This is a genomic window from Kangiella sp. TOML190 (assembly GCF_023706045.1).
GTDB lineage: Bacteria > Pseudomonadota > Gammaproteobacteria > Enterobacterales > Kangiellaceae > Kangiella.
The window spans coordinates 1,624,010-1,647,298 of the sequence record NZ_BQYL01000001.1 but is presented as its reverse complement, the minus strand read 5'-3'; the positions used below and the strand labels follow the sequence as shown (position 1 = coordinate 1,647,298).

Annotated in this window: 28 protein-coding genes; 4 read left to right on the top strand and 24 right to left on the bottom strand. The window is 42.3% G+C overall.

Going from position 1 to position 23,289, the window contains the following annotated elements; genetic code table 11:
• Positions 1 to 20: 20 nt before the first annotated feature.
• From rluB to NFS34_RS07915, 5 genes are all read right to left on the bottom strand, one after another.
• Positions 21 to 830 (bottom strand): 23S rRNA pseudouridine(2605) synthase RluB, encoded by an 810-nt coding sequence (gene rluB, locus NFS34_RS07935; protein ID WP_251359402.1) that lies wholly within the window; start codon positions 828 to 830, stop codon positions 21 to 23.
• 117 nt (positions 831 to 947) lie between these two features.
• Complete coding sequence (locus NFS34_RS07930) at positions 948 to 1,526, bottom strand: hypothetical protein (protein WP_251359401.1); 579 nt, start codon at positions 1,524 to 1,526, stop codon at positions 948 to 950.
• 185 nt (positions 1,527 to 1,711) lie between these two features.
• Complete coding sequence (scpB, locus tag NFS34_RS07925; RefSeq protein ID WP_251359399.1) at positions 1,712 to 2,473, bottom strand: SMC-Scp complex subunit ScpB; 762 nt, start codon at positions 2,471 to 2,473, stop codon at positions 1,712 to 1,714.
• A gap of 34 nt (positions 2,474 to 2,507) precedes the next feature.
• Positions 2,508 to 3,461 (bottom strand): ScpA family protein, encoded by a 954-nt coding sequence (locus NFS34_RS07920; RefSeq protein WP_309296414.1) that lies wholly within the window; start codon positions 3,459 to 3,461, stop codon positions 2,508 to 2,510.
• A 221-nt stretch (positions 3,462 to 3,682) separates the two neighbouring features.
• Positions 3,683 to 4,858, bottom strand: coding sequence for a tryptophan--tRNA ligase (locus NFS34_RS07915; protein ID WP_376707972.1), 1,176 nt, complete (start codon positions 4,856 to 4,858; stop codon positions 3,683 to 3,685).
• Positions 4,859 to 5,057: 199 nt separating this feature from the next.
• On the opposite strand from NFS34_RS07915, the gene NFS34_RS07910 reads away from it, so the two are divergent.
• A complete protein-coding gene (locus NFS34_RS07910; protein WP_251359395.1) occupies positions 5,058 to 5,669 on the top strand; it encodes a cold shock and DUF1294 domain-containing protein in 612 nt (203 codons plus the stop codon).
• Here the strand turns inward: NFS34_RS07910 and NFS34_RS07905 are convergent, their stop codons facing one another.
• From NFS34_RS07905 to NFS34_RS07895, 3 genes are all read right to left on the bottom strand, one after another.
• On the bottom strand, positions 5,670 to 5,981 hold the full coding sequence (locus NFS34_RS07905) for a DUF6122 family protein (protein ID WP_251359394.1): 312 nt from the start codon (positions 5,979 to 5,981) through the stop codon (positions 5,670 to 5,672).
• A 184-nt stretch (positions 5,982 to 6,165) separates the two neighbouring features.
• Positions 6,166 to 6,789 carry an L-threonylcarbamoyladenylate synthase gene (locus NFS34_RS07900; RefSeq protein ID WP_251359393.1) on the bottom strand — a complete coding sequence of 208 codons (624 nt, stop codon included), beginning with the start codon at positions 6,787 to 6,789 and terminating at the stop codon, positions 6,166 to 6,168.
• A 15-nt stretch (positions 6,790 to 6,804) separates the two neighbouring features.
• The gene (locus tag NFS34_RS07895; protein WP_251359392.1) at positions 6,805 to 7,623 is read right to left on the bottom strand and encodes a PHP domain-containing protein; all 819 of its coding nucleotides are present in this window, start codon (positions 7,621 to 7,623) and stop codon (positions 6,805 to 6,807) included.
• 113 nt (positions 7,624 to 7,736) lie between these two features.
• Between NFS34_RS07895 and NFS34_RS07890 the strand changes: the two genes are divergently transcribed.
• From NFS34_RS07890 to NFS34_RS07880, 3 genes are read left to right on the top strand one after another with little or no spacing between them, the layout of a single operon-like run.
• The gene (locus tag NFS34_RS07890; RefSeq protein WP_251359391.1) at positions 7,737 to 8,315 is read left to right on the top strand and encodes an inner membrane-spanning protein YciB; all 579 of its coding nucleotides are present in this window, start codon (positions 7,737 to 7,739) and stop codon (positions 8,313 to 8,315) included.
• 10 nt (positions 8,316 to 8,325) lie between these two features.
• Positions 8,326 to 8,625 (top strand): YciI family protein, encoded by a 300-nt coding sequence (locus NFS34_RS07885; protein WP_251359390.1) that lies wholly within the window; start codon positions 8,326 to 8,328, stop codon positions 8,623 to 8,625.
• A 17-nt stretch (positions 8,626 to 8,642) separates the two neighbouring features.
• On the top strand, positions 8,643 to 8,906 hold the full coding sequence (locus tag NFS34_RS07880; RefSeq protein ID WP_251359389.1) for a BolA family transcriptional regulator: 264 nt from the start codon (positions 8,643 to 8,645) through the stop codon (positions 8,904 to 8,906).
• 24 nt (positions 8,907 to 8,930) lie between these two features.
• Here NFS34_RS07880 and NFS34_RS07875 read toward each other — a convergent pair whose 3' ends face one another.
• From NFS34_RS07875 to eno, 16 genes are all read right to left on the bottom strand, one after another.
• Positions 8,931 to 9,947 (bottom strand): peptidoglycan DD-metalloendopeptidase family protein, encoded by a 1,017-nt coding sequence (locus tag NFS34_RS07875; protein ID WP_251359388.1) that lies wholly within the window; start codon positions 9,945 to 9,947, stop codon positions 8,931 to 8,933.
• 19 nt (positions 9,948 to 9,966) lie between these two features.
• A complete protein-coding gene (locus NFS34_RS07870; RefSeq protein WP_251359387.1) occupies positions 9,967 to 10,554 on the bottom strand; it encodes a YqaA family protein in 588 nt (195 codons plus the stop codon).
• Positions 10,551 to 11,219 carry a protein-L-isoaspartate(D-aspartate) O-methyltransferase gene (locus tag NFS34_RS07865; protein WP_251359386.1) on the bottom strand — a complete coding sequence of 223 codons (669 nt, stop codon included), beginning with the start codon at positions 11,217 to 11,219 and terminating at the stop codon, positions 10,551 to 10,553. The genes NFS34_RS07870 and NFS34_RS07865 overlap by 4 nt, the downstream gene beginning before the upstream one ends.
• Before the next feature lie 34 nt (positions 11,220 to 11,253).
• Entirely contained in the window at positions 11,254 to 12,021 is a 768-nt protein-coding gene (gene surE, locus NFS34_RS07860) for a 5'/3'-nucleotidase SurE (RefSeq protein ID WP_251359385.1), read from the bottom strand.
• Positions 12,002 to 13,063, bottom strand: a complete 1,062-nt coding sequence (gene truD, locus NFS34_RS07855; RefSeq protein ID WP_251359384.1) for a tRNA pseudouridine(13) synthase TruD — start codon at positions 13,061 to 13,063, stop codon at positions 12,002 to 12,004. Before truD ends, surE begins: the two co-directional genes overlap by 20 nt.
• Positions 13,060 to 13,539 carry a 2-C-methyl-D-erythritol 2,4-cyclodiphosphate synthase gene (ispF, locus tag NFS34_RS07850; RefSeq protein WP_251359383.1) on the bottom strand — a complete coding sequence of 160 codons (480 nt, stop codon included), beginning with the start codon at positions 13,537 to 13,539 and terminating at the stop codon, positions 13,060 to 13,062. The genes truD and ispF overlap by 4 nt, the downstream gene beginning before the upstream one ends.
• Positions 13,540 to 13,557: 18 nt before the next feature.
• Complete coding sequence (gene hisD / locus NFS34_RS07845; RefSeq protein ID WP_251359382.1) at positions 13,558 to 14,781, bottom strand: histidinol dehydrogenase; 1,224 nt, start codon at positions 14,779 to 14,781, stop codon at positions 13,558 to 13,560.
• On the bottom strand, positions 14,771 to 16,009 hold the full coding sequence (gene hisI / locus NFS34_RS07840) for a phosphoribosyl-AMP cyclohydrolase (RefSeq protein WP_251359381.1): 1,239 nt from the start codon (positions 16,007 to 16,009) through the stop codon (positions 14,771 to 14,773). The genes hisD and hisI overlap by 11 nt, the downstream gene beginning before the upstream one ends.
• Positions 16,003 to 16,764: an imidazole glycerol phosphate synthase subunit HisF gene (gene hisF, locus NFS34_RS07835; RefSeq protein WP_251359380.1), complete on the bottom strand. Its 762-nt coding sequence runs from the start codon at positions 16,762 to 16,764 to the stop codon at positions 16,003 to 16,005. Before hisF ends, hisI begins: the two co-directional genes overlap by 7 nt.
• Positions 16,752 to 17,345, bottom strand: coding sequence for an imidazole glycerol phosphate synthase subunit HisH (gene hisH / locus NFS34_RS07830; protein ID WP_251359379.1), 594 nt, complete (start codon positions 17,343 to 17,345; stop codon positions 16,752 to 16,754). The genes hisF and hisH overlap by 13 nt, the downstream gene beginning before the upstream one ends.
• A complete protein-coding gene (hisB, locus tag NFS34_RS07825; RefSeq protein ID WP_251359378.1) occupies positions 17,345 to 17,929 on the bottom strand; it encodes an imidazoleglycerol-phosphate dehydratase HisB in 585 nt (194 codons plus the stop codon). The genes hisH and hisB overlap by 1 nt, the downstream gene beginning before the upstream one ends.
• Positions 17,926 to 19,596: an aminotransferase class I/II-fold pyridoxal phosphate-dependent enzyme gene (locus NFS34_RS07820; RefSeq protein ID WP_251359377.1), complete on the bottom strand. Its 1,671-nt coding sequence runs from the start codon at positions 19,594 to 19,596 to the stop codon at positions 17,926 to 17,928. Before NFS34_RS07820 ends, hisB begins: the two co-directional genes overlap by 4 nt.
• Positions 19,593 to 20,441: an ATP phosphoribosyltransferase gene (hisG, locus tag NFS34_RS07815; RefSeq protein WP_251359376.1), complete on the bottom strand. Its 849-nt coding sequence runs from the start codon at positions 20,439 to 20,441 to the stop codon at positions 19,593 to 19,595. The genes NFS34_RS07820 and hisG overlap by 4 nt, the downstream gene beginning before the upstream one ends.
• A gap of 351 nt (positions 20,442 to 20,792) precedes the next feature.
• The gene (gene ispD, locus NFS34_RS07810) at positions 20,793 to 21,515 is read right to left on the bottom strand and encodes a 2-C-methyl-D-erythritol 4-phosphate cytidylyltransferase (protein ID WP_251359375.1); all 723 of its coding nucleotides are present in this window, start codon (positions 21,513 to 21,515) and stop codon (positions 20,793 to 20,795) included.
• Complete coding sequence (gene ftsB / locus NFS34_RS07805; protein ID WP_251359374.1) at positions 21,515 to 21,796, bottom strand: cell division protein FtsB; 282 nt, start codon at positions 21,794 to 21,796, stop codon at positions 21,515 to 21,517. The genes ispD and ftsB overlap by 1 nt, the downstream gene beginning before the upstream one ends.
• A 163-nt stretch (positions 21,797 to 21,959) precedes the next feature.
• Entirely contained in the window at positions 21,960 to 23,234 is a 1,275-nt protein-coding gene (gene eno / locus NFS34_RS07800) for a phosphopyruvate hydratase (protein ID WP_251359373.1), read from the bottom strand.
• Between the last annotated feature and the right edge of the window lie 55 nt (positions 23,235 to 23,289).

The window sequence follows — 23,289 nt, the reverse complement described above, 5'->3', positions numbered from 1 at the left end:
AATAAAACCCATAGCACACATTAGCGCGGCTTTTTCCATTTAAAATTAGATTTTTTATGCTTCTTTTGTACCGCTTGTTCCTTTCGCGGAGTTACTTTCAATTTAACCAGCTCAGCGAGTTTACTAATTTGATCCGCATCAAGATCACGCCAACGACCACGGCTTAAATCTTTTGGTAGTTCAACTGGGCCATACAGAGTTCTGATTAAACGTGAAACCTCAACACCTTGCGATTGCCACAGTTTTCTAACTTCGCGATTTTTGCCTTCAGCGAGGCTAACTTCATACCAATGGTTAGCGCCTTCGCCACCTTTCTCGATAATCGAATCAAAGTGACATAAATCGCCATCGATTAACACTCCCGCTTTTAAATTATTCAGAATTTCTTGAGTCACTTCACCAAACACCCGCACCGCATATTTACGTTCCACCTGATAAGAAGGATGCATCAAGCGATGTGCCAGTTCGCCATTATTGGTAAACAACAACAAACCTGTAGTGTTAATATCGAGCCGCCCAATACTGATCCAGCGACCAAATTTAGTTCTTGGCAAACTATCAAAAACCGTTTCTCGACCTTGGGGATCTTTGGCGGTAGAAACTTGATCGAGTGGCTTATGATACGCAATAACCCGAGTATAGATTTCGTCTTTGGCTTTAATCGAAATCACTTGACCATCTACTCGAATGGTATCTTTATCGGTCGCCCTATCGCCTAGGGTCGAAATGCTACCATTAACACTAACGCGACCAGCAGCAATCCACTTCTCAATTTCACGGCGTGAACCTAAGCCAGCATTGGCGAGGATTTTTTGTAATTTTTCAGACATCAATCTATTAGACTAAAAAGTAATAGGACTATTGTAGAGCTTTCGATCCTTAAGGTACAGAAGTTAAAAAGGAGCTCGATAGCTCCTTTTTAACTTAACTCAGGTGAAATCTTAACTTTAGGCAGTCTGTTGTAATTTCATTGATTCTTGCAATTGATTCAAATCAAAATCCCCGTCCCGCAATTTGATAAACTCTTGGCGGTAGAAATCTCGCTCTTGTCGCAAATTATCATTACTTTTTTGCACGATATCAAAGCTATGGCTAACCTTTTTATAAGATTGCTCGACACGATTAAATTCTTCAGATTTTTCAGATAAGAGCTTTTCAAATTGCTGTTCTTTTTCAAAAAGCTGACTTTGTAAGTCCGACTTTAATTGATTGGTATTTTCCAATTCCGATAACAGCTCCTGATACTGGTTATAGGATTCTGCTAATTTATCACTGTGGACACGGTTAACTTTAGTCATCTCGTTAATTTGTTTGAGCTGTTGAGCGCTATTGTCTTCCAGATTACGGATCATGGTTTTAGTCGCAGCTAACTGATTGATAGTTTTACCCATCATTTCTTGCTGCTCATTGATCTTTTGATGCAAAGAGTTGATATAGCTCCTTTTCGCGAAATAAACCATAACCGCAATCAGCAGCGTAGCCACTAGGCCGACAATAAAATAAATGTTACTGATGCTTTCTAACATGAGTCCTTCCTCAAGATAACAGTACCCTTGAGACCCAAATTAGCAAAAAATGTGAATCAGTTCAAATTTTGAACGGTTAACAAGTGTAAAATTCGATTTTATATATAAATCAATGAGTTAAAAGAAAAAGTTTAAACGAGATAAGTGATAAAGTGACATAAATTGTCGATCAAGATGGCTGGAAGTTAAGGCTTAACGCTACGCAAGGCAATTTCCTGCTCAAGATCTTGCTGTTCTTCGCTAAGCTCTTGCGATTCATTGGACGATTCAGGGTCAATCTTGGTAACTTCTGCAGCGGGTTGCTCGCCTGACTCTTCTAGCTCTTGCTTCTCAGAAGTCTCTGCCAGCTCGTTTTGCGCATCAGTTTTAGCCCCAGAGTCATCCTCATCTTGCTCAAATTGCAACTCTGGATTGAGGTTATCCAAATCTTGGATTTCCGCAAGCGACGGTAATTCGTCCAAGCTTTTAAGCCCAAAGTAGTCTAAAAATTGCTTGGTTGTAGCATAAAGCGCAGGTTTTCCCGGAACATCTCTGTGTCCAACGACCCGCACCCACTCCCTTTCTAATAAGGTTTTGACGATGGATGAGCTAACGCTAACTCCTCGCACCTGCTCGATATCGCTGCGCGTTGCCGGTTGACGATAAGCGATCAATGACAAAGTTTCCAACAGAGCTCGCGAATACCGAGCCGGACGCTCTTCCCACAAACGGGCAATCCACTCAGCGTAGTCTTGGCGTGCTTGGTAACGATAGCCGCTAGCGACTTCGACCAACTCAACACCGCGCCCTTGGGTTTCTTGCTGCAAAGTTTCCAACGCTTGTTTGATATCCGCTGGCTTAACCCCTTCGTCTTCGCCAAACAAAGCTAAAATACGATCGTTATTCAAGCTTGAACCCGCAGCCAATAAAGCGGCTTCAATAATTCTGACTATTTTCTCTTGCTTCATGAATGTTTTCTCAAATACTCTTTTATTGCGCTATCTATTCATCATCACTTGAACTGATGTCGGGCAAACTGTCCAAACTTAAACTCGCCTCATCGACCTTGGCACGAACATGGATCGGCCCATAATCATCGGTTTGGATAAGCTCAAGCAGTGACTCTTTGGCTAACTCCATAATTGCCAAGAAAGTCACCACAACCCCCATGCGCCCTTCTTCGGGCTGAAATAACTGGCTGAAATCACAAAAACTCTGCGCCGAAAGCTGCTCTAACACCTTACCCATCTTTTCGCGCACCGACAAAGCTTCAAAGGAAATTTGGTGACTCGAAAACATTTCCGCACGCTTCAACACATCCCGCAAAGCCAGTAAAATTTCCTTCATATCCACTTCTGGATCAGGCTTAATGATCCTCAGCTCAGGTTTTTTCGCGCTAACCGCAAACACATCGCGTCCCATCCGCGGAATTTCATCCAACTCTTCAGCGGCTTTTTTAAACTGCTCGTACTCCTGCAAGCGGCGAATCAAATCAGCCCGCGGATCTTCCTCATCCTCATCATCCGTCTTAGGTCTTGGCAACAACACACGACTTTTAATTTCCGCCAACATCGCCGCCATCACCAAATATTCCGCCGCCAGCTCTAAATGCAAAGCCTTCATCAACTCCACATACTCCATATACTGCTCAGTAATATGAGCTAACGGAATATCCAAAATATCCACGTTTTGGCGCTTAATTAAATACAAGAGCAAATCCAGCGGACCTTCAAAAGCCTCTAAAAAGACCTCAAGTGCCTCTGGCGGAATATACAAATCATCGGGGAATTTTTCTAATTGCTCGCCACCAACCAAATGAAACGGCATCTCCTCCTGAACCACTTGCGCATCCGCAGCTTTATCAGCCACCAGAGCCGCATCGGCCACCACGCCAGCGCCCGCCGCTTCCGCTTCGGCAGCGCTAAGTTCTTGATTATCAGGAGTTTCGTTATTCATCTGTATCTACTATTACTAGTTTTACTTTATTTTCGACGCCATTTTCAATGGCTCGCAATGCCCCAATCTAACGCCGAGCGAGGAACCACAGTATTACCCTAGAGCGGATTACGAAAGGCTTGAGAAGGCGGCAAAATTTTTATTAAAAGCGCAGTTTACTCTAGTAAATGAGCAGTTTAATAAACATTTTAACAAACTTATCGAGCCTTGCAGTATTCGCGTTACTTGTAGGCTAACCCCATGGCAGAACGCACATCATCCATAGTCTCACGCGCCACATCACGCGCTCTTTCAGAGCCTTCCGACACAATATTGCGCACGATTTCAGGCGACTCTTGGTACTCTTTGGCGCGCTCCACAAACACCTGCTGTTCGGCACAAACCGCATCAATCACCGGCCCTTTACATTCTAAACAGCCAATCCCAGCGCTGGTGCAGCCTTTTTGCACCCAGTCTTTGACTTCCTCGGAAGAATAAATCTTATGGAATTCCCACACTGGACAGTCTTCTGGATTGCCCGGATCGGTCAAGCGCACCCGCTTGGTATCCGTTGGCATGGTACGAATTTTCTTTTCCACAGACTCTTTCGACTCGCGCATGGAAATGGCGTTACCATACGATTTGGACATCTTTTGCCCATCAAGCCCTGGCATTTTCGACACTGGCGTTAATAAGGCTTGCGGTTCCGGTAAAATAATTTTACCTGCTCCATCTAAATAACCGTACAAACGCTCGCGATCATTGAGTGAAACACTGCCTTGCGCTTCCACTAGCGCGCGCGCAGTTTCTAGCGCCTCTTGATCACCGGTTTCTTGGAATTTTTTGCGTAAGCTTTTGTAAAGCTTGGCGTTTTTCTTGCCCATCTTTTTAATGGCTAGCTCGACTTTTTCTTCAAAGCCGGGTTCTTTGCCGTAAAAGTGGTTAAAACGACGGGCGATTTCGCGAGTCATCTCCACGTGCGGTACCTGATCCGCGCCCACCGGCACATTACCCGCTTTATACATCAAAATATCTGCCGACTGCATCACTGGATAGCCTAAAAAGCCATAGGTGGCCAAATCTTTATTGTTAAGCTTTTCCTGCTGCTCTTTGTATGTTGGCACTCGTTCAAGCCAGCCCAAAGGCGTCGTCATCGAAAGCAGTAAATGCAACTCGGCGTGCTCAGGCACTTTTGATTGCACAAAAATATTGGAAGCGCTGGGACTAATGCCCGCTGCCAACCAATCGATCACCGTATCCCAAACGTACTCCTCAACTTTCGAGGTATCGTCGTAATTGGTGGTTAGCGCATGCCAATCGGCCACAAAGAAGAAACATTCATACTCGTGCTGCAACTTAACCCAATTCTTTAAAACCCCGTGATAATGGCCTAAATGCAGAGGCCCGGTCGGACGCATACCTGATAAAACGCGCTGCTGACCAACAGAAACTGAACTCAATGGAATACCTTTTGTTTGTAATTTTATACGGTTTACGAAAGTGAACTATTATAGCGAGATTAAGCGAAAAGGCTATGGCTAAGAACCTTGCTAAGCCCTTGATTTTAGTGCAAAGATAAAATTAAATATAATCAAACAACGGAGAAAATTACCATATATGAAACAAAAAGGAATAATTACTGTATGGAATGATGATAAAGGCTATGGATTCATTACCCCTAATGCCGGAAAACATCGAGTTTTCATACACATCAGCGCATTTAAAAACAAACAAAACCGCCCCCAAGCAAACCAAGTAGTAACATTTGAATTATCTACTGACTCCAAAGGTAGAAGATGCGCCATAAATGCCTTCTTACCAACAGATATCAACAAAAATATTAAACGTAAAAGCGAACCTAACCCTGCAATAGTCTTTTTGTTTGTCGCTGTTATACTTTTAGTGCTATCGGTATTTTGGGGAAAGTTATCACCAATCATTTTAACGATATACTTAACTCTATCACTTATCACCTATGGCTTATATTGGAAAGATAAAAGAGCAGCTAAAAAGAATCATTGGCGAGTTCCTGAAAGCACATTACACCTTTTTGCTCTTTTGGGTGGCTGGCTTGGCGCAGTATTAGCTCAACAACACTTTCGCCATAAAACCAAAAAACAACCTTTTCGAGCCATTTTTTGGCTAACAGTGCTTTGCAATATAGGTCTATTGATATACTTTATGAGCACTGGCAAAACAGACTTGCTTAATTTTTTAACTACCATGTAACTAAACCCACCAAACCCCATTCGTCATCTGGCAATCGATCGAATCCAGAATGATATGGATCATCAGACCAATACCGATTAGACGAGTTTTCTTAAAAAAACACATTAGAAAATAAGCAGTGATTGGAATTATTGTGTGTAGCGGATGAAAGCCGATACTGCACCTAGAAGCATCATAAATTGGCGCTGCTAATAAATGGTCAATATCTATTAACATAGCTAAAATCATGATTATAAACGCTTTTTGCCACTGCTTTCGGAAAAACAGTAGTGCTACTAGCAAGGGAATGGCAAAGTGTAAAAAAATATGCAAATTGTTTCTTTGTTATTTTCTGGATCCTGTGGTTAGCGACCAAAGGAAGTACCTTCAGGTACCACAGGATGACAGACTTACTAAGGACAGAAGCTCCGCGGAAGCAGGAGTCCACCTAGAAATCACTATTGAGTGTTAGATAGATTCCCGCCTTCGCGGGAATGACGATAATTATTAAAACAGTCTATTCAAACAAACTCGGATCGCCCGCGCCATAACGAATCACTTCGGGATAGCCCGAGGTTAAGTCAATCACCGAAGTTTCTTCATGCCCACAATAGCCACCATCAATCACCGCATCCACTCGCCCATCGAGCAAGTCAAAAATCTCATGCGGCGCTAACACCTCATCGTCTTCTTGTTGCGGCAAAATCAAGGAGGTACTCATCATGGGTTCGCCAAGCGCTTCGAGCATCGCTTGGGCAATGCTATTGTCCGGCACCCGAATACCAATGGTTTTCTTTTTAGGGTGCTTGAGGCGATTGGGTACTTCCTGAGTGGCGCGCAGAACAAAGGTATAGGGCCCTGGAGTATTGTTTTTAATTAGCCGAAAGGCCAAATTATCGACTCGCGCATACACCGCCAACTCGGTTAAATCACGACACACTAGGGTAAAATTATGTTTTTTATCCAAATCACGAATCCGGCGAATCTTGTCCAGCACTCGTTTGTCACCAATATGACAGCCCAAGGCATAGCCCGAATCGGTAGGATAAACCACCAAGCCACCATTACGGATCATCGCAGCGACTTGATTTATTAAGCGTGGCTGCGGATTATCAGGATGTATTTCAATCAGTTGTGTCATAAATAATTTTCTTACTTACCAGCGAGTCCAAACTGGCTCCACATCATCGGGCATGGCCGCAAACTTACCCAATTTAATCCAAGCCTTATCGGGGCTATGGAAGTCCGAGCCTTGCGAGCCACACAATTTATAGGCTTTTGCCCAAGTTGCCAATAAATTTTTATGCCCAGGTTGAATATTTGGATAACAAATCTCCAAACCATCACCACCGAGCATTTTAAACTTCTCAACTAAGGCTTTGAGTTTATTGGTTCCAAGACCATAGCGCATCGGGTGTGCCAGCACTGCTTGACCGCCTGCAGATTTGATGATGGCAATAACGTCTTCTAAGTCAAACCAATCCTCTTTGATATGCGCCTTGCCGCCTTTGGCTAAATACTTCTTAAAGGCTTCTTGGAAATTTTTTACATAGGCTTGCTCAACTAACAATTGGGCGATATGAGTTCGGCACACCATCGGCTGCGAATCTACCAAATAGCCAACATCATCGATTGCATGAGTTACGCCAGCTTTAGCCAGTTTATCGGCTATTTGCATCGCTCTTTCTTGGCGACTTCGCTGCTGTTGTTTTAGAAAAGCCTGTAATCCTTGGTGTTGGGTATCAATATTTAAGCCTAAAATATGTAAGCCTTGCTTGTTCCAACTAGCGGAAATTTCTACGCTGGGAATTAGCCGTAATTCCTTAGGCATTTTTTCGAGGCTTAATAGCCCCTCGATCGAGTCATGATCGGAAATCGCCAATTGTTCAATCCCCGATTCAACCGCCATAGCTATCAACTCCGACGGCGATAGGCTACCGTCGGAATAGTAAGTATGGCTGTGCAAATCGATCATGAGGTTATGATTTCTTAAGGTTATAGCGCCATTGTGCCTTGCTTTGCAGTCAGGGTAAACAAGGAGTACACTGAGCGGCAAATCATTAGCGGCTTTAGACTTACCTTAAAAGCATGAAATTTCTGAAAGAAAACTACCCCTTAGTCGGCTTTTTAGTTGCCTATATCGTCACAAAAAATTTAATCCTCGCCGCAGCAGTCTGGAGCGCGGGCTCGCTGTTGCAGATCTTGACCAGTTTAGTGTTAAAAGAGCCCGTAAAAAAATCACATCTTGCCTATTTTGTACTGGGTTTAGCCTTGCTAGCTATGGCCTACTATTTTAACGATGAAAGTTTTATCAAATGGAAAACCACCGTTATGGTATGGGCTGGCGCGGTGGTAATTTTAATCAGGCAACTCGTCAGCAAAAAATATGTTTTTATGGATTTGACGCAATCGTCGATTGAGTTTAAAGCTGAGCCGCCAATTAAGAAACTTGAATCCATTAACGCCATTTGGATAATGACCTTAGCCGCTTTTGGCGCCTTAAATCTGTATGTAGCCTATAATTTTTCCACCGATTTTTGGTTTTATTTCAAAATGATCGGTTTGTTTTTAACCCTAATGGGATTGATGGTGGCTAGCTTTGTCTCCTTGGCAAAATATTTGAAATTCGATGACGAAGAAACCACTTCAACCGAAAGTGACTCTTGAGAAACATACTATGCTGTATTTAATCTATTCCGAAGACGTTGAAAATTCGCTACCTTTACGCAAACAAGCGCGTCCTGCACATGTAGAAAGACTGCAAGCCTTAAAGCAGCAAGGCCGCTTGATTATCGCAGGGCCTACCCCAGCGATTGACGTAGTTGATCCTGGCGAAGCGGGGTTTACTGGCTCCTTGATCGTCGCCGAATTCGATTCGCTAGCAGCCGCCCAAGAATGGGCTGAAGCTGATCCTTATATTGAAATGGGCATTTATAAAAGCGTCACCGTAAAGCCTTACAATAAAGTATTACCCTAAAAAAGAGAATAAGAAACATGATTGACAACAGCAGCCGTATCGCAGAAATGACCAAACGCTTAACGCAGAGTTTAGCACCTAGCCATTTAGAAATTGTCGACGATAGCCACAAGCATATTGGCCATGAAGGTGCCAAAGGCGGGTTAGGCCATTTTACCGTCATTATCCAAAGCGAGGCTTTAGCCGGCAAACGAATGCTGCAACAACACAGGGCTATTTATCAAGCGCTTGGCGATTTGATGCAAACCGATATTCACGCGCTCGCGATTAAGGTTTTATAGCTGGCGCTGTTAAAAGATTTATAATTAACGTTTAGGCAAGTAACGCATCGGATCGGTGGGTTTGCCTTTGTAGCGGATTTCAAAATGTAACTTCGGTTGTTCAGCGTCGGAATTGCCCATTTCGGCGATCTTTTGACCAGCTTTAATGATTTCGTTTTCCTTGACTAAAATACGACGATTGTGGGCATAGGCGCTAATAAAACTTTCGTTATGCTTGATGATCACTAGATTGCCATAACCGCGTAAGCCACGCCCCGCGTAAACCACCCTTCCGGCGGCCGACGCTCTTACCGTGTCACCAATATTCCCTTCAATGTCGATCCCTTTATTACCCGAACCACGGAAGCTTTTAATCACCCGTCCCATATTCGGCCAGATCCAAAACTTTACTGGACGATTTGGATCCGCTTTTACTACTCTTGGCTTAACCGCAGGCTTGGTCGCAGGTTTAGTCGCGGGCTTACCAGCAGTAGGTTTTTTGGGCGGATTAGTACTATCAACAACCTTAGGTTTATTAACCGGCTTTTGGTTCGGTTTTGTGCTGGGCTTTATTTGTGGCTTGCTAGCTGCAGAAGCTGTTTGCGGTTTAGCCGAACTCGAATCCACCTTAGTTCTGCGACTGATAGGACTAGCGCTATTAGCCGCAACTTGTTCGCTCGCCGCCTGAGAATCTCTCGCTTGATAGTCTCTTGCTTTATCTATATCGAGCCATTGACCAATGCGAATAAAATAGCTTGAACCAATACCGTTGGCTTTGGCTAAATCTCGATAGTCCAGTCCAAAACGAAAGGCTATCGAGTAGAGGGTATCACCAGCTTTGACTTGGTAGCGGCTGATCTGCGCATCCACCGCAGAATAATCCCGATCTTTATTGGCAACAACATTGGATTTTTTGGTATGGCGCTCTTCCACCGAAGCCAAACGCTCGTTACCGCAACCCTGCAGCAAGTAGACCGCAAAAACAATCGCCACCAACCATAAAGCACGAACGGCGGACTGCTTGAGTATTTTGGATAAGGGTTTGGGCGGCTCTTTTTGCATATACCTTTATGACAAACAATTATTGATAAAGTTGATAAATAATGTAGCCGACAACCCCTAACACCAATACAGACCAACCAATAATTTCCATATATTGACGCAATTTATGCTCCATTGCTTTACCGCCCCACTTGGCAAGACCACCAATCAAGAAAAATTGCGCAGCTCTACCGATAATTGAAGCAATAACAAACGGCAAGAAAGCCATCTGCATGGCACCGGCAGTTAAGGTCAAAATCTTATAGGGGATCGGTGAAAAGCCCGCAATCACCACAATCCAAATGCCGTAAGTATCGAACCAACCTTGGGCTTTGGCAATTTTGCCTTGCCAACCAAACTGTTCCACCAACGGCACGACAAAGGAGTCAAATGCATACAGGCCTAAAAAATAAGCGGCAATACCGCCCAATACTGAAAACACGGTGGCGATTAAAGCTAGGGATAAAGCCTTATTCGGTTTCGCCAAAGCCATTGGCGCAAACATGATGGCGGTTGGGATTGGAAAGAAAATCGACTCGATAAAGCTAATAAAACCTAGGATATAAACGGCGTATTGATGGCGCGCCCATTCTAGGCATTTGTCATAAAGACTAGTGAAGATCTTCAACGAGCAACGCCCCCAACTAGCGGTACAAATTTAACTTTTTCGATAAAGGTTTTACGAAATTTATCGCCCTGGCGTTCAACCAAATACAACTCTTGCTCCGCTTCTTGGCTACCCACGGGAATGATCATACGGCCACCATCGGCTAGCTGTAATAACAGTTTCTCAGGAATTTGCGCAGGAGCGGCAGTCACGATAATGCCATCAAAAGGCGCATTTTGTTGCCAACCATTAAAACCATCTGCAAATAATAGCTGGATATTATGCAGATTGAGACCTTTCAGGGTTTTACGAGCCTGCATGTGTAATTTGCGGATCCGCTCGACCGAAAACACGGTTTTGCAGAGCTTAGCTAAAATTGCGGTTTGATAGCCACAACCGGTACCAATTTCCAAAACCTTATCGCTAGCGCCGGTTTCCAACAGCAGCTCGGTCATGCGAGCGACAATATAGGGCTGGGAAATGGTTTGCCCTTCGCCAATTGGCAGGGCCGTATTTTCGTAGGCACGGTGCGATAAGCCTTCGTCGATAAACAAGTGCCGCGGAGTAGCCTCTACCGTAGTAAGTACCTGCTGGTTCTGGATCCCTTCATCCAATAACCATTGCACCAAACGACTGCGGGTGCGTTGTGAAGTCATGCCAATGCCAGAAAGTCGAGTTGCGTTCATAAATCAATCTTTAAAGTTAAGCTGTTATAAAAAATTAAGTGCGATTATTAAAATTATTAAAATTCGTCAAGAATTGCTCGATTTCATCGAAACTATTATAAGCGGTTAGATCCACATTGATCGGCGTTATCGAAACGTAACCTTGCTCTACTGCATGAAAGTCGGTGCCCTCTCCCACATCCTGACCTTCCGGCAATGGCCCTAACCAATAAATATCGCGTCCCTTAGGATCTTTTGCTGGAATAATAGTATCAGCCCGATGGCGATTTCCCAAGCGGGTTAATCGAATTCCTTTAATTTCTTCATAAGGTAGATCAGGAACGTTAATATTGATCACTCGATTCTTGGTTAAAGGTGACTCAATAAGCTGCTCAATAATTTCTACAGCTACCCGCGCGGCAGTGGCAAAGTGCTTACAGTGATGGCCATTCAGCGATACTGCCACAGCCGTATAACCCAAGGCACGCCCTTCCATCGCCGCAGCAACCGTACCCGAGTATAGAGTATCATCACCAAGGTTAGCGCCCGTATTAATACCAGCCACCACCATATCCGGCGCGGCATCCATTAAATGGTGCGTACCTAAATGTACGCAATCCGTCGGTGTGCCAGTTACAGAATAAAATCCACGCTCGGTTTGGTGCGCTCGAATGGGCTGCTCAAGCGTTAGCGAGTTAGAAGCACCGCTGCGGTTGCGATCAGGTGCCACTACCGTCACCTCAGCAATTTTGGATAAATGGTCATAAAGTTCATTAATCCCCGGAGCAAAATAACCATCGTCGTTACTTAACAATATTTTCATCATGCCTCACTTGTTGTAAATCCATCAGCTCGCGCAAAAAAGCCGTGGCATAAGCACCTTTAGGCAAACTAAAACTCAGTTCAAGTTGCGGTTTTTCGGTATTATGCCATTGCCAATAGACATTTTTGGGAAATACCCTTATTGCTCGACGCTCGCTATTCAGCCTTCTACTGGTAAGTTGTTCTATAAGCCATTGATATTCAGCCAGCTGTTCACTTTCGAACTCTAAAGCTTTAGCTTGTGTTTGCGCTCTGCCGCCACCGACTAACGGTAAGGTGGGATGAAGATCCTTTGCATCAAAGCGTGGCTGTTCTTTGCCAAGATCTTCAATCACAAAACCCGATTCAGAACCTTCAAGTTGTACAAAATCACCCTCCAGCAGCTGTTCATACAAATTATTGTTTATGCGCTGCGACAGCAGATGATTAAATAAAAACGATCGTACCGAAGAAAATAACAAGCCCTGTAAATTACGATTTTTTAATCGCTTGTTGGTTGCTAATAAATCTAGCGCACGAGCCAAATTATCGCCATTATGCCCAAAACGCTGCTCGCCGAAATAGTTCGGAAAGCCGATCCGTTGCAATCTTGCAAGCTTCTGCTCAAGTACCTCTTTTTGACCAGCAAAGTCACGCAAAAGGATCCTAAAATGGTTTTCTTTAACTGCACCAATCCGTAACTTCTTGTGATGGCGAATAACGTCTAATACCTGAATTTCGTCATCGTTACAGTCTTGCCAGTCGATTTCGGTAAGCAGTGGTAGCTGAACACTAAACCATTGGCGAGCGATGGCAAACCGATCTTTTTTCCCCGCATAACCAATATCCAGCGGCTTAACTTGAGCAAACTTTCTCAATTTATGAGTGACAATATCGGTATTAACGTTTCTTTTTTCAATAAAAAGTAAGTGATGAGCACCTTCGCCAGAAGGCTTAAACCTTAAGCTTTCGCTCACTTGAAAATCGCTAAGTTTATGTCTAAAAACTGCAGTGCCAGCCGGTTCGCCAGTAACTCGCGGCCAATCGTATAGTGCTAAGGTCATGATTTTTGCAGCAATAGACAAACTGCATGCACGGCTATTCCTTCTTTGCGCCCTATATAACCCAGTTTTTCGGTAGTAGTCGCTTTGATGTTAACTTGAGGAAAATCCACATCGCAAGCCGCCGCAATAATACCGCGCATACCTTCGATCTTGGAAGCCATCTTGGGTGCTTGAGCAATAATAGTCACGTCTAAATTGCCTAACTGATAGCCTGCATCCGCGACCAAATCCATAACATGATTCAGCAATTGTTTACTATCAGCACCCTTAAACTCATCATCCGTATCGGGAAAGTGGTGCCCAATATCGCCTTTAGCGATAGCACCCAGCAAAGCATCACAAATCGCATGCAAAACTACATCGCCATCAGAATGAGCTATCAAGCCCTGCTCATTAGGAAATTCTACCCCACCTAATATTAGCGGCTTATCGCCACCAAATTTATGCACATCAAAACCATGCCCAATTCGAAACATATTACGCTAAAAAGCTAATCAACTTGCTTTTGATCTTACCTGCATACTGCGTTGATGCCAAACTAATTGCTCTGCTTGAGCCAAATTTTCAGCGATTTGAGCAAGTTGCGTTCGGCCGTCATCACTCACTTTCTGTTGGGTTTGAATCTTTAAAAAATTAGCCACACTTAAGCCACTTGAATAGCGTGCAGCTCCAGCAGTGGGTAAGGTATGATTTGGCCCTGAACAATAATCACCATAAGCCACTGCACTGTTTTCACCAATAAAAATTGCTCCATAGTGGTTTAATAAATCTGGATTTATTCGCGAGTCAGCTAACAATAAATGTTCAGGAGAAAAGTCATCGCTAAACTTTATCATTTGCTCAATATCCGTTGCTTGTAATAAATTAATTTGTTCCGTTTTATACAGATGAGACAAGTGTTTATCCCTTTTAATCATTACTAACACCTTGTCTAATAAAGCTTTACTGTCACTGACCAATAAGCTAATAGCTTGCGGATCATGCTCAGCTTGTGCTGCCATATCAGCGATAAGCCACTCACCATGAGTGCTGTCTTCAGCCAATATCAACAGTTCGCTTGGCCCCGCCGCAGTATCAACCGCAAGTCGGCCTTGTAAATATTGCTTAGCCGCATTGACATATTGATTGCCTGGCCCAACTAGCATATCCACAGGATCGCTTTCACAAAAACCCAGCCCCATAGCGGCAATGGCTTGCACCCCTCCGATATGTAGAAATCTAGTTGCACCGGCTAAGCTAGCGGCGGCTAATATAGCCGGATGTTTTGAAGGCGAACAGGCTATACGCTGGCTTACTCCGGCGACAGTAGCTGGAATTAGTGTCATCAATGCCGAAGAAATCAATGGATACCGACCGCCAGGAATATAGGCTCCGATACGTTTAACCGGTTTATAACAATATCCAAAGCTGCCGACTTCATCTTCAAAATAACGGTCTTGATATTGCTCCTTTTGAAATTGGCAGAAAAATTCTATTCGGTTAGCGGCAGCACTGATCGAGTCGCGCAAACTCCGCTCTAACCGATACTCATTAAAAGGACGCAAACCTATCCATCTTGGCTCAAAACCATCGAAGCGCCTGCTCAACTCAATAATTTTATCATCGCCGCCAGATTCAATTTCTTCCATCAATTTAGCAACCAGTGCCGTTATATCCGCCGTAGCCACTAGGTTGGAAGCTCGCCGGCTATTGCAACTTGTAAGCTTTCTAATTTGCATTACGTGCTCCCAACTCTTGAATAATTTGCTCAGCAGAAACACCCCTAGACTTAGCATAGACCAATGTAAAGTACATTAAATCAGCAGCTTCCCAGCGGACATCAGCAAACTCTTGAGCCTCGATAAGTTCTTGACACTCTTCATTAAGCTTATCTACTTGTAGCGATGTATCAGAAAATAGCTGACTGCTATAGGAAGACTCCGAGGGTATCATTTGTCGTTCACTTAACACTTGGTCAAGTGTGTTGAGTGAGAACTGTTTTTCTTGCCTAGCAAAACAGCTATACCTATCGAAATGACAAGCTACTCCTTTTTGCCTTACTTTAAAAATTAAACTATCGCCATCACAATCATAATCAATATTGACTAATTCTTGATAATTACCACTAGTTGAACCCTTTTCCCACAGCTGCTTTCTTGAACGACTAAAGTACACCCCTTTCTTTTCGCGCATAGCAAGGCTTAAAGACTCTTGACTGGAATAGGCCAACATTAATATCTGACCCGAATCTTGATCTTGAACTATGGTTGGTATCAGTGACGACTTAGTAAAATCTAAGCATGCTAAAACAGACTCAGCTAACGAGATTTTTTGAGTATACAGCGACATCCCAATTTGGCTGTTAGCACCAAGTTTGTTGATAAACTGGATATCGTGGTAAGAACTAATGCCACCAGCAATAGTGACAGTTATTCCTGATTTTTTGATAACCGATTTGACTCTTTTCTTATCAATTCCCTGCAATAAGCCTTCCTTATTGACTTGAGTATATAGAAACTCTCCACAATCTTTTTCAAGTTCAGGGATAATATCGAGGATTTTTTCATGAGTTTTGTCTTGCCATCCGTTCACAGCCCAATTGTCACCAAAAGCATCTATAGCAAATATTAATCGCTGTTTTGGTAACTTTTTAACAAAGTCATCTCGGCAACGAGTACCAATAATAATTTTCGTTGCTCCTGCCGATAGGTATTCTCTAGCCACTTGATAACTGCGAATACCACCACCGACTCTAGCCGGCTGTTTTTTTAGCATTTGTGTGATTAGCGCTCTGTTATCACCCAAGCCTAAGGCTGCATTGAGATCGATAATAGCGACCTCACCATAGACAGAGTATTCTTCTAACAATTCGAACACATCATCTTTCTCAACAATCTTTTTATTGGGGTCACCTTGCTCTAACTGCACGGCTTTGCCATCTAAGATATCGATTGATGGAATTAGCATTCTCTTACCTCTATTTGATTGTTTATTAACTCAGATTTCACTTGTTGAATGGTATATTCACCTCGATGAAACATTCCGGCAGCTAAAGCAGCATCGCTACCCGCATTAAAGGTTTCAACAAAATGCTTTGGTATTGAAGCACCGCCTGATGCGACAATTTGTACTGTCGAATTTTGCGTCACTCGATTCATCAACTCATTATCAAACCCAGAACTGGTTCCGTCTTTATGCATTGCAGTTAAAAGTATTTCTCCCGCTCCGCGTTGCTCGACTTCTCTTAGCCAGTTGAACGCTGACAGGCTCGTTTTCTCCTTTCCACCTTTGATATAAACCTTTAAACCATCCGGCTCTTTGTTTATATCAACCGCAACCACTAGGGATTGGGCTCCAAAGTTATCGCTGATCTGATTAATTAAACTAGGAGAAATCACAGCAGCAGAATTTAAAGCCACCTTATCAGCACCAGCCATTAGAAACTGGGAAACATCTTCTAATGAATTTAATCCCCCGCCCACGGTAAAAGGAATCGACAAGTGCTTTGCGACTTTTGTTACTACATCTAATGCTGTGGAGCGATTCTCAACAGAGGCTTTAATATCTAAAAAAACAATTTCATCAGCCCCCTGTCGCTGATAATCCATTGCTAACTCAACCGGATCACCCATATCAACCAGCTGCTTAAAATTAACACCCTTGACCACCCTACCGTTAGCGACATCAAGACAGACAATAACTCTGGGTTTTAAATTAAACATTGTCTTAACATCTCCTCGCCGACGGAGCCTGACTTTTCAGGGTGAAATTGAAAAGCGGTAAGCCCTTTGGAGCGAATACTGGCAACAAAACCTTCGCCATACTCCACTCTGGAAGTTTCACTTTCAGTTTTTGAAACTCCATAACCATTAACAAAATAAACACATTTCTTATCTAACCAAAGTTGCTTTGAATCTAACTCACACCAGCCCACCATAGGCCGTTTTGGCAACTGAAGTCTTTTTACCTGACCTTCTAGAAGCCCTAAGCCTGAAACCCCTATGTCCTCCTCTGATTCTGCAAAAAAGATTTGCATTCCTACGCAAATACCTAATAACTTTCTTCCAGATAAGTACCAGTCCTTAATCAAACTATCTAAGCCATTGGTTCGCAAACTTCTCATCACAGCGCCAAAACGACCTTGACCGGGAATCACCAGTGCATTAAAAACTGCAGTGTCCTTTTGTATATCATCAGCAGAGCCAACTAATATTGGGGTAAATCCAATTCGCTCTAATGCCGATAAAATACTGAATAGATTTCCTGCTTTTGTATCAACTACAGCTACTCTTGAGCTTGTCATCACAAAACTCCCTTAGAACTGTTTTCTTTATTATTGCTCTCTAGCGCCTCGCTAAGAGCAAAAGCCAAACCTTTAAAGCAGGCTTCAATAAGGTGATGATTATTGTCGAAATATTCCGTTTTAATATGCAAACTAATGTGTGCATTAATCGCAAAACTGTAAAAAAAATGCTTCCACATTTCGGTAGCAATCCCCCCGAGCATTTCACGATCAAAAGGAAGATCACAGACACAATAACTACGCCCAGCAACATCTACTGCTACCATGACTAAACTTGCATCCATAGGTAATAATCTTTGACCAAAACGCTTTATATTACTTTGTTGCCGCCAAGCTTGATTAAATGCTCGACCTAAACAAATTGCCACATCTTCAATTAGATGGTGATCATCCACCTCTAAATCTCCGCTAGCCTTTAGTCGCAAATCCCAACCCGCATGCAATGCCAATTGACTTAGCATATGGTCAAAAAACGCTAATCCCGTATTAATTTTTAATTGCTGCGAGCCTCTAATTTTGAGCTGGATATCAATTTGGGTTTCCTTGGTTTGCCTTTCTATTTGAATAGCTTTATCGGTATTCATAGTAGCTCTCCCAATTGGTTAACACTTTCTAAAACTAGATCAGCACCAAAGTCCATTAAACCTTTATCGCCAATTCCTATAGCTATCGCGCCCGCTTTACATGCAGCTAACATATCATCGGCTGAATCACCGATCAGCCAACAAGAATCGGCTTTATAGTACTGTTTCGCTTTAATCACACCTTCAGGATCTGGTTTAGAATTAATAACATCATCATCGCTAATCAGAAGCGTATTTTTAATCCCTAACAGTTCTAAACCTTGCTTTGCCTCTGCAAGCGGCCGCCCTGTAACCACAGCCGTTTTTAGTGTCCGACTTTTTTGAATAAAAAACTTTTGCCTATTGCGATCTTCTATTAGAGGGATTTCATTTAGCTTAAAACCAGTTGTTTTTTTCGTCCCCTGATAATACTCCTGAAACTTATTGATCACTTCTTCAAGAGATACTTTCATTCCACGACGTTTAATGAGTTGCCTTGTCAACTTCCAATCATTATTAAAACCCGCTGAGTTTCTTAGTTGCTTAATCTCATCATTTGAAATTCGCTGGCCGGTAAAAAATGCAACTGTTTCAATTGTTGATTGATCATAACTTTTCTGCGTATTAATCAATACACCATCCATATCGAAACAAACAAGCATGGGTTCTAGTGCAATTTTTAATGCCAGTGTCAACCGCTCAATGTTATGGGGAATACTTATCCTGATAGCATCCAATTGCTGGTTTATTGACAGACCTATCAGCCCAGTTTTGATGTCAATGTTATTTTTAGCACAAGCGGCCTTGATCAATCGAAGTTTAAGAGTATTTCCCGTTATCAGGATAAAATTGGCCTCACTCTCTACCAGCTGCAATTGCTTTTGTTGTAGATAGTTGGTAATTGTTTTCCTATTAGCAGCAATCACTTTCCTATAACTAATAATTTCTAGCTGAGCTTTTTTAGTAAAAGCTATCTTTGCCAGATCGATGCTAGGCTGCGAATTATTAAAAGGTAATGCTATGTTTTTAAAATTGCTAATAAGTTGCTTATTGCCAAGCATATAACCTATACGAATTGCCGCTAAACCATAGGCTTTGGAAAGAGTTCTTAATACAATTAAATTATTAAACTCATCAATTAGCTCTAAGCTTTGCTGCGCTTGCTCTGTAAATTCAATATAAGCTTGGTCAAGAAAAACTATGACACCAGCTTGTTTAGCATCCGCGCATAACTGCTTTATCACTTGCAATGAAAGTGTTTCGCCAGTTGGGTTATTAGGACTAGTTATAATAACTATGTCACCAGATTTGGCTTTCTTGATACAACGACGAGTAGCGTCAATATTGATAGTTAAATCGTCGTTAGAATCCACTTTATTAAGCCTAAGTCGCCAACTTGTTTCAGCCTGTATATATTGGCTAAAAGCTGGTAATGGTAAAATAACATCGGAACTGTTGATTTTGGCTGATTTAAATAGCAACTCAATTGCTTCATCGCCGCCATTGGTGATCAGTAATTGCTCCTTATCAATTACCAACTGCTGGCAGATGATCTTTTCTAATAAAGATTTGTCTGGATAAGACCATAATGTACTGTTAGCTATAGTGATAGGATCTAGCCATGCAGGCGGATTATCTGAGCGTTCGTTAAAATCAAGCTTAAGTGTATTTTTATAGGTAATATTCATAACACTTTCCTAATAGGGGTTTCCAAAATATCAGTAGCACCAGCGGCAATCAGCTCTGGCAATAAGTCCTTAATTAATCGCTTTTCTACTGCTGCTTTTATTGCAAACCCGTCAGATTTATATAGCTCACTAACCGTTGGGGCGCGCATAGCAGGTAGCAACTCAACGATCTGCTCTATATTTTTTTTATTACAGTTCATTTCCAATAAAACTCGCTTGCGCCCATTTAATACCGCTCGAATAAGTAGTAACAAATCATCTATTTGTTTACGCTTTTTTGGATCTTTTAACACAGATTTATTAGCTATTAACTGAGTAGAGCTTTGTAATACTGTGCCTACTACCTTTAGCCGGTTGGCTCTAATGGTTGAACCAGTAGAAGTATTATCAATCACCATATCGGCATCTTCCGGCGGAAAAACCTCAGTAGCGCCATAAGCTCTTAGCAACTTATATTTAACTTGAAGGGAATCAAGGTAGTTTTTGGCTATCCTGTTATATTCCGAAGCTACAATAATTTCTTTTTGCATCACCGATTTAAAATCCCAATTCTCTGGAATGCAGGCAACAACTTGCACTGGATTAAAGTTAAGATTTTCTAAAACTTCAACATCCGCATTATTTTCTTCTATCCAATCTAGTCCAGCGAAGCCAATATCATGCTGACCCAAAGCGACCAGTTCAGGAATATTCTGACTTTTTAGAAGTTTTACTTCGATATCACAGCCGTACAAAGTAGGCCTATAATTTCGGCTGTCCCCTACCAAAGACAAACCGATATCAGAAAGCAATTCAGCAACTTTATCGTATAGCTTGCCTTTAGGGATCACCATTTTTAGTGTCATTTTCTACTCCAAATATTAATTTAAAACCTATAAATAAAAACCCCGTTGACCTTTCGGAGCAACGGGGTTTATCAAGCATTTATCAGTTACAACCGATCCCACCGTCGCTTACCCAGTATTTGATGATGATGTACTGAAAATAAATAACTCATTGATTTAACTCTAAATTAACCATAAAAAAAGCCCCGCTGGTTGGCGGGGCTTTATGTATTCTTATATAAAACGATTTATTTTTTATACACAATAAGACACCGCCATCAAACTCGGATGATGGTGATGAGTGCGATTTTGCAAATAAATCTTATTCATGGCTCGATTAAAACTGATGTTAATATCTTTTGCAAGACTTTTTTAAATACTCAAAGAAATTGATGCCAAGATCAAATCTTCTTGCTCAGTAATTTTGATATTCCTTTTTGAACCAACCACTAACGCTGGATGATAGCCTTGTGCTTCCATCGCTGAAGCTTCGTCAGTAATCCTTTGTTGCTGTTGCTTTGTATCTTGAATTGCTTTAGCTAATTTAGCGACGGGAAAAAACTGCGGCGTTTGCGCGAGCCAAATTTTTTCGCGGTTTATAGTCTTATCAATGGTCTGCTGATTATTGGTAACTTTAACTGTATCAAACGATGGAATTGCTAAAATAACACCATCGGGTGAAGTATCTCTGGCCATAATCAAGTTATCAATATGCAAAGAATAGAGACAAGGCCGAGCAGCATCGTGCACCATTACCCAATCATCTTCACCACCCATTTGCCGAATGGCAGCCAAACCGTTTGCTACCGAGTCGGCACGCTCAGCACCACCTTCTACTGTTACCATTTTTGGGTGACTAGAGACTTCGAGTTGAGGCCAATGTTGATCATTAGGGTTAATAGCTACTACCACTTTATATATCGCAGGGTGTTTAAGAAAATTACTTAAACTATGCTCTAAAATGGTTTTATCGCCAATTTCAAGGTATTGTTTCGGCAGCTCAGACTGCATTCTTGAACCAATTCCGGCCGCTGGCAGTAGCGCCCATATTCGTTGCTCAGCAGACTGAGGATTAGAAGAACTGGTCTCAGGCATTAATCAGGATCTTTGTTTAGTAATCTAAAAAAGGTTTCGCCTTCTTTAATCATGCCCAATTGGTAGCGCGCCCTTTCTTCGACGGCTTCGACACCCTTGCGCAAGTCTTCAATTTCAGCGAAGAGTTTTTTATTACGGTTGGCGAGTTCTTGGTTTTCTGTTGATATTTGTTGGATTTTTTGCTGTTGCAGCTGAATTTTTTGATAAGAGGACTGGCCGAACCAAAGTCGGTATTGCAGTGATATTAAAATCACACATAATACTAAGGCTATCCACTTCATTATCTTATTTCTTATATAAGCGTTATTAAGTTATTTATAACATAAAACAGTGAAAAAATGCTTAAATTCGAGGCTTTGAGTTAATGGAAAAGCGGAACATAGGTAACTATTTGAGCATTTTCCATTAACTTTATAACGAAGAAGTTAAGTATTTTAGCCTGTTTTATTGGTTAAATGCTTGCTTACCAGGGTAAGGCGCATCACCATTGAGTTGCGACTCAATTCTTAATAATTGATTGTATTTTGCAACGCGATCAGAGCGGCACAAAGAACCAGTTTTAATTTGACCCGCCGCAGTCGCTACCGCCAAATCGGCAATGGTAGTATCTTCGGTCTCACCAGAGCGATGCGAAATCACCGCAGTGTAACCGGCTGCATGCGCCATATCGATAGCGGCAAGGGTCTCAGTCAAGGTGCCAATTTGATTGACTTTAATCAAAATTGAATTAGCCACTTTTTGCTCAATGCCTTTTTGTAAAATTTTGGTGTTAGTCACAAATAAATCATCGCCTACCAATTGGCACTTATCGCCAACTTTTTCGGTAAGGATTTTCCAGCCTTCCCAATCCGACTCATCCATACCATCTTCAATCGATACGATAGGATAACGCTCAACCCAGTCTGCCAAATAGTCTGCAAACTCAGCCGAAGTTAATTTTTTATTCTCCGATGCCAAATGGTATTTGCCGTCTTCGTAAAATTCACTGGACGCGATGTCCAATGCTAAGGCAACATCATCACCTAATTTGTAACCAGCATTATCCACCGCTTCAACAATCGCAGTAATAGCTTCTTCGTTAGAGCCTAAGTCTGGCGCAAAACCACCTTCGTCACCAACCGCCGTGTTCAAACCTTTGCTTTGCAACACTTTACGTAAGCTATGGAAAATCTCCGCGCCCATGCGCAAGCCTTCAGAGAAAGTTGGCGCACCCACAGGCATCACCATAAACTCTTGAATATCAACATTGTTATCCGCATGCTCACCACCATTGATAATATTCATCATGGGTACCGGCATCGAGAATTTCCCATCACGATTAATATGCTCGAATAATGGTTTGCCCGCAGCTTGCGCTGCTGCTTTAGCATTAGCAAGAGAAACCGCAAGAATAGAATTGGCGCCTAATTTTTCTTTATTTTCGGTGCCATCCAAGTCCAACATGATTTTATCAATAGCAGCTTGGTTAGAGGCATCTTGACCGACTAACGCGTTTTTTAATTCATTGTTGACATAACCAACCGCTTTTAACACGCCTTTACCCAAGTAACGCTTAGCATCACCATCGCGCAACTCCAAAGCTTCACGAGAACCCGTCGAAGCACCAGAAGGAGAGCAAGCAATCGCTCTGACGCCATTGTCTAAAACTACTTCAGCTTCAACCGTAGGATTACCACGTGAATCTAAAACTTCACGGCCTATTACGTCAACAATCTTCACTTTTTATTCCTCTATGCAAAATCTGCACATCAAGTGCTAGTCATTTGCTACTTTT

Coding starts and splice junctions, on each gene's coding strand:
- rluB (WP_251359402.1), bottom strand. CDS start 830: ATGTCTGAAAAATTACAAAAAATCCTCGCCAATGCTGGCTTAGGTTCA.
- NFS34_RS07930 (WP_251359401.1), bottom strand. CDS start 1,526: ATGTTAGAAAGCATCAGTAACATTTATTTTATTGTCGGCCTAGTGGCT.
- scpB (WP_251359399.1), bottom strand. CDS start 2,473: ATGAAGCAAGAGAAAATAGTCAGAATTATTGAAGCCGCTTTATTGGCT.
- NFS34_RS07920 (WP_309296414.1), bottom strand. CDS start 3,461: ATGAATAACGAAACTCCTGATAATCAAGAACTTAGCGCTGCCGAAGCG.
- NFS34_RS07915 (WP_376707972.1), bottom strand. CDS start 4,858: ATGCGTCCGACCGGGCCTCTGCATTTAGGCCATTATCACGGGGTTTTA.
- NFS34_RS07910 (WP_251359395.1), top strand. CDS start 5,058: ATGAAACAAAAAGGAATAATTACTGTATGGAATGATGATAAAGGCTAT.
- NFS34_RS07900 (WP_251359393.1), bottom strand. CDS start 6,789: ATGACACAACTGATTGAAATACATCCTGATAATCCGCAGCCACGCTTA.
- NFS34_RS07895 (WP_251359392.1), bottom strand. CDS start 7,623: ATGATCGATTTGCACAGCCATACTTACTATTCCGACGGTAGCCTATCG.
- NFS34_RS07890 (WP_251359391.1), top strand. CDS start 7,737: ATGAAATTTCTGAAAGAAAACTACCCCTTAGTCGGCTTTTTAGTTGCC.
- NFS34_RS07885 (WP_251359390.1), top strand. CDS start 8,326: ATGCTGTATTTAATCTATTCCGAAGACGTTGAAAATTCGCTACCTTTA.
- NFS34_RS07880 (WP_251359389.1), top strand. CDS start 8,643: ATGATTGACAACAGCAGCCGTATCGCAGAAATGACCAAACGCTTAACG.
- NFS34_RS07875 (WP_251359388.1), bottom strand. CDS start 9,947: ATGCAAAAAGAGCCGCCCAAACCCTTATCCAAAATACTCAAGCAGTCC.
- NFS34_RS07865 (WP_251359386.1), bottom strand. CDS start 11,219: ATGAACGCAACTCGACTTTCTGGCATTGGCATGACTTCACAACGCACC.
- surE (WP_251359385.1), bottom strand. CDS start 12,021: ATGAAAATATTGTTAAGTAACGACGATGGTTATTTTGCTCCGGGGATT.
- truD (WP_251359384.1), bottom strand. CDS start 13,063: ATGACCTTAGCACTATACGATTGGCCGCGAGTTACTGGCGAACCGGCT.
- ispF (WP_251359383.1), bottom strand. CDS start 13,539: ATGTTTCGAATTGGGCATGGTTTTGATGTGCATAAATTTGGTGGCGAT.
- hisD (WP_251359382.1), bottom strand. CDS start 14,781: ATGCAAATTAGAAAGCTTACAAGTTGCAATAGCCGGCGAGCTTCCAAC.
- hisI (WP_251359381.1), bottom strand. CDS start 16,009: ATGCTAATTCCATCAATCGATATCTTAGATGGCAAAGCCGTGCAGTTA.
- hisF (WP_251359380.1), bottom strand. CDS start 16,764: ATGTTTAATTTAAAACCCAGAGTTATTGTCTGTCTTGATGTCGCTAAC.
- hisH (WP_251359379.1), bottom strand. CDS start 17,345: ATGACAAGCTCAAGAGTAGCTGTAGTTGATACAAAAGCAGGAAATCTA.
- hisB (WP_251359378.1), bottom strand. CDS start 17,929: ATGAATACCGATAAAGCTATTCAAATAGAAAGGCAAACCAAGGAAACC.
- NFS34_RS07820 (WP_251359377.1), bottom strand. CDS start 19,596: ATGAATATTACCTATAAAAATACACTTAAGCTTGATTTTAACGAACGC.
- hisG (WP_251359376.1), bottom strand. CDS start 20,441: ATGACACTAAAAATGGTGATCCCTAAAGGCAAGCTATACGATAAAGTT.
- ispD (WP_251359375.1), bottom strand. CDS start 21,515: ATGCCTGAGACCAGTTCTTCTAATCCTCAGTCTGCTGAGCAACGAATA.
- ftsB (WP_251359374.1), bottom strand. CDS start 21,796: ATGAAGTGGATAGCCTTAGTATTATGTGTGATTTTAATATCACTGCAA.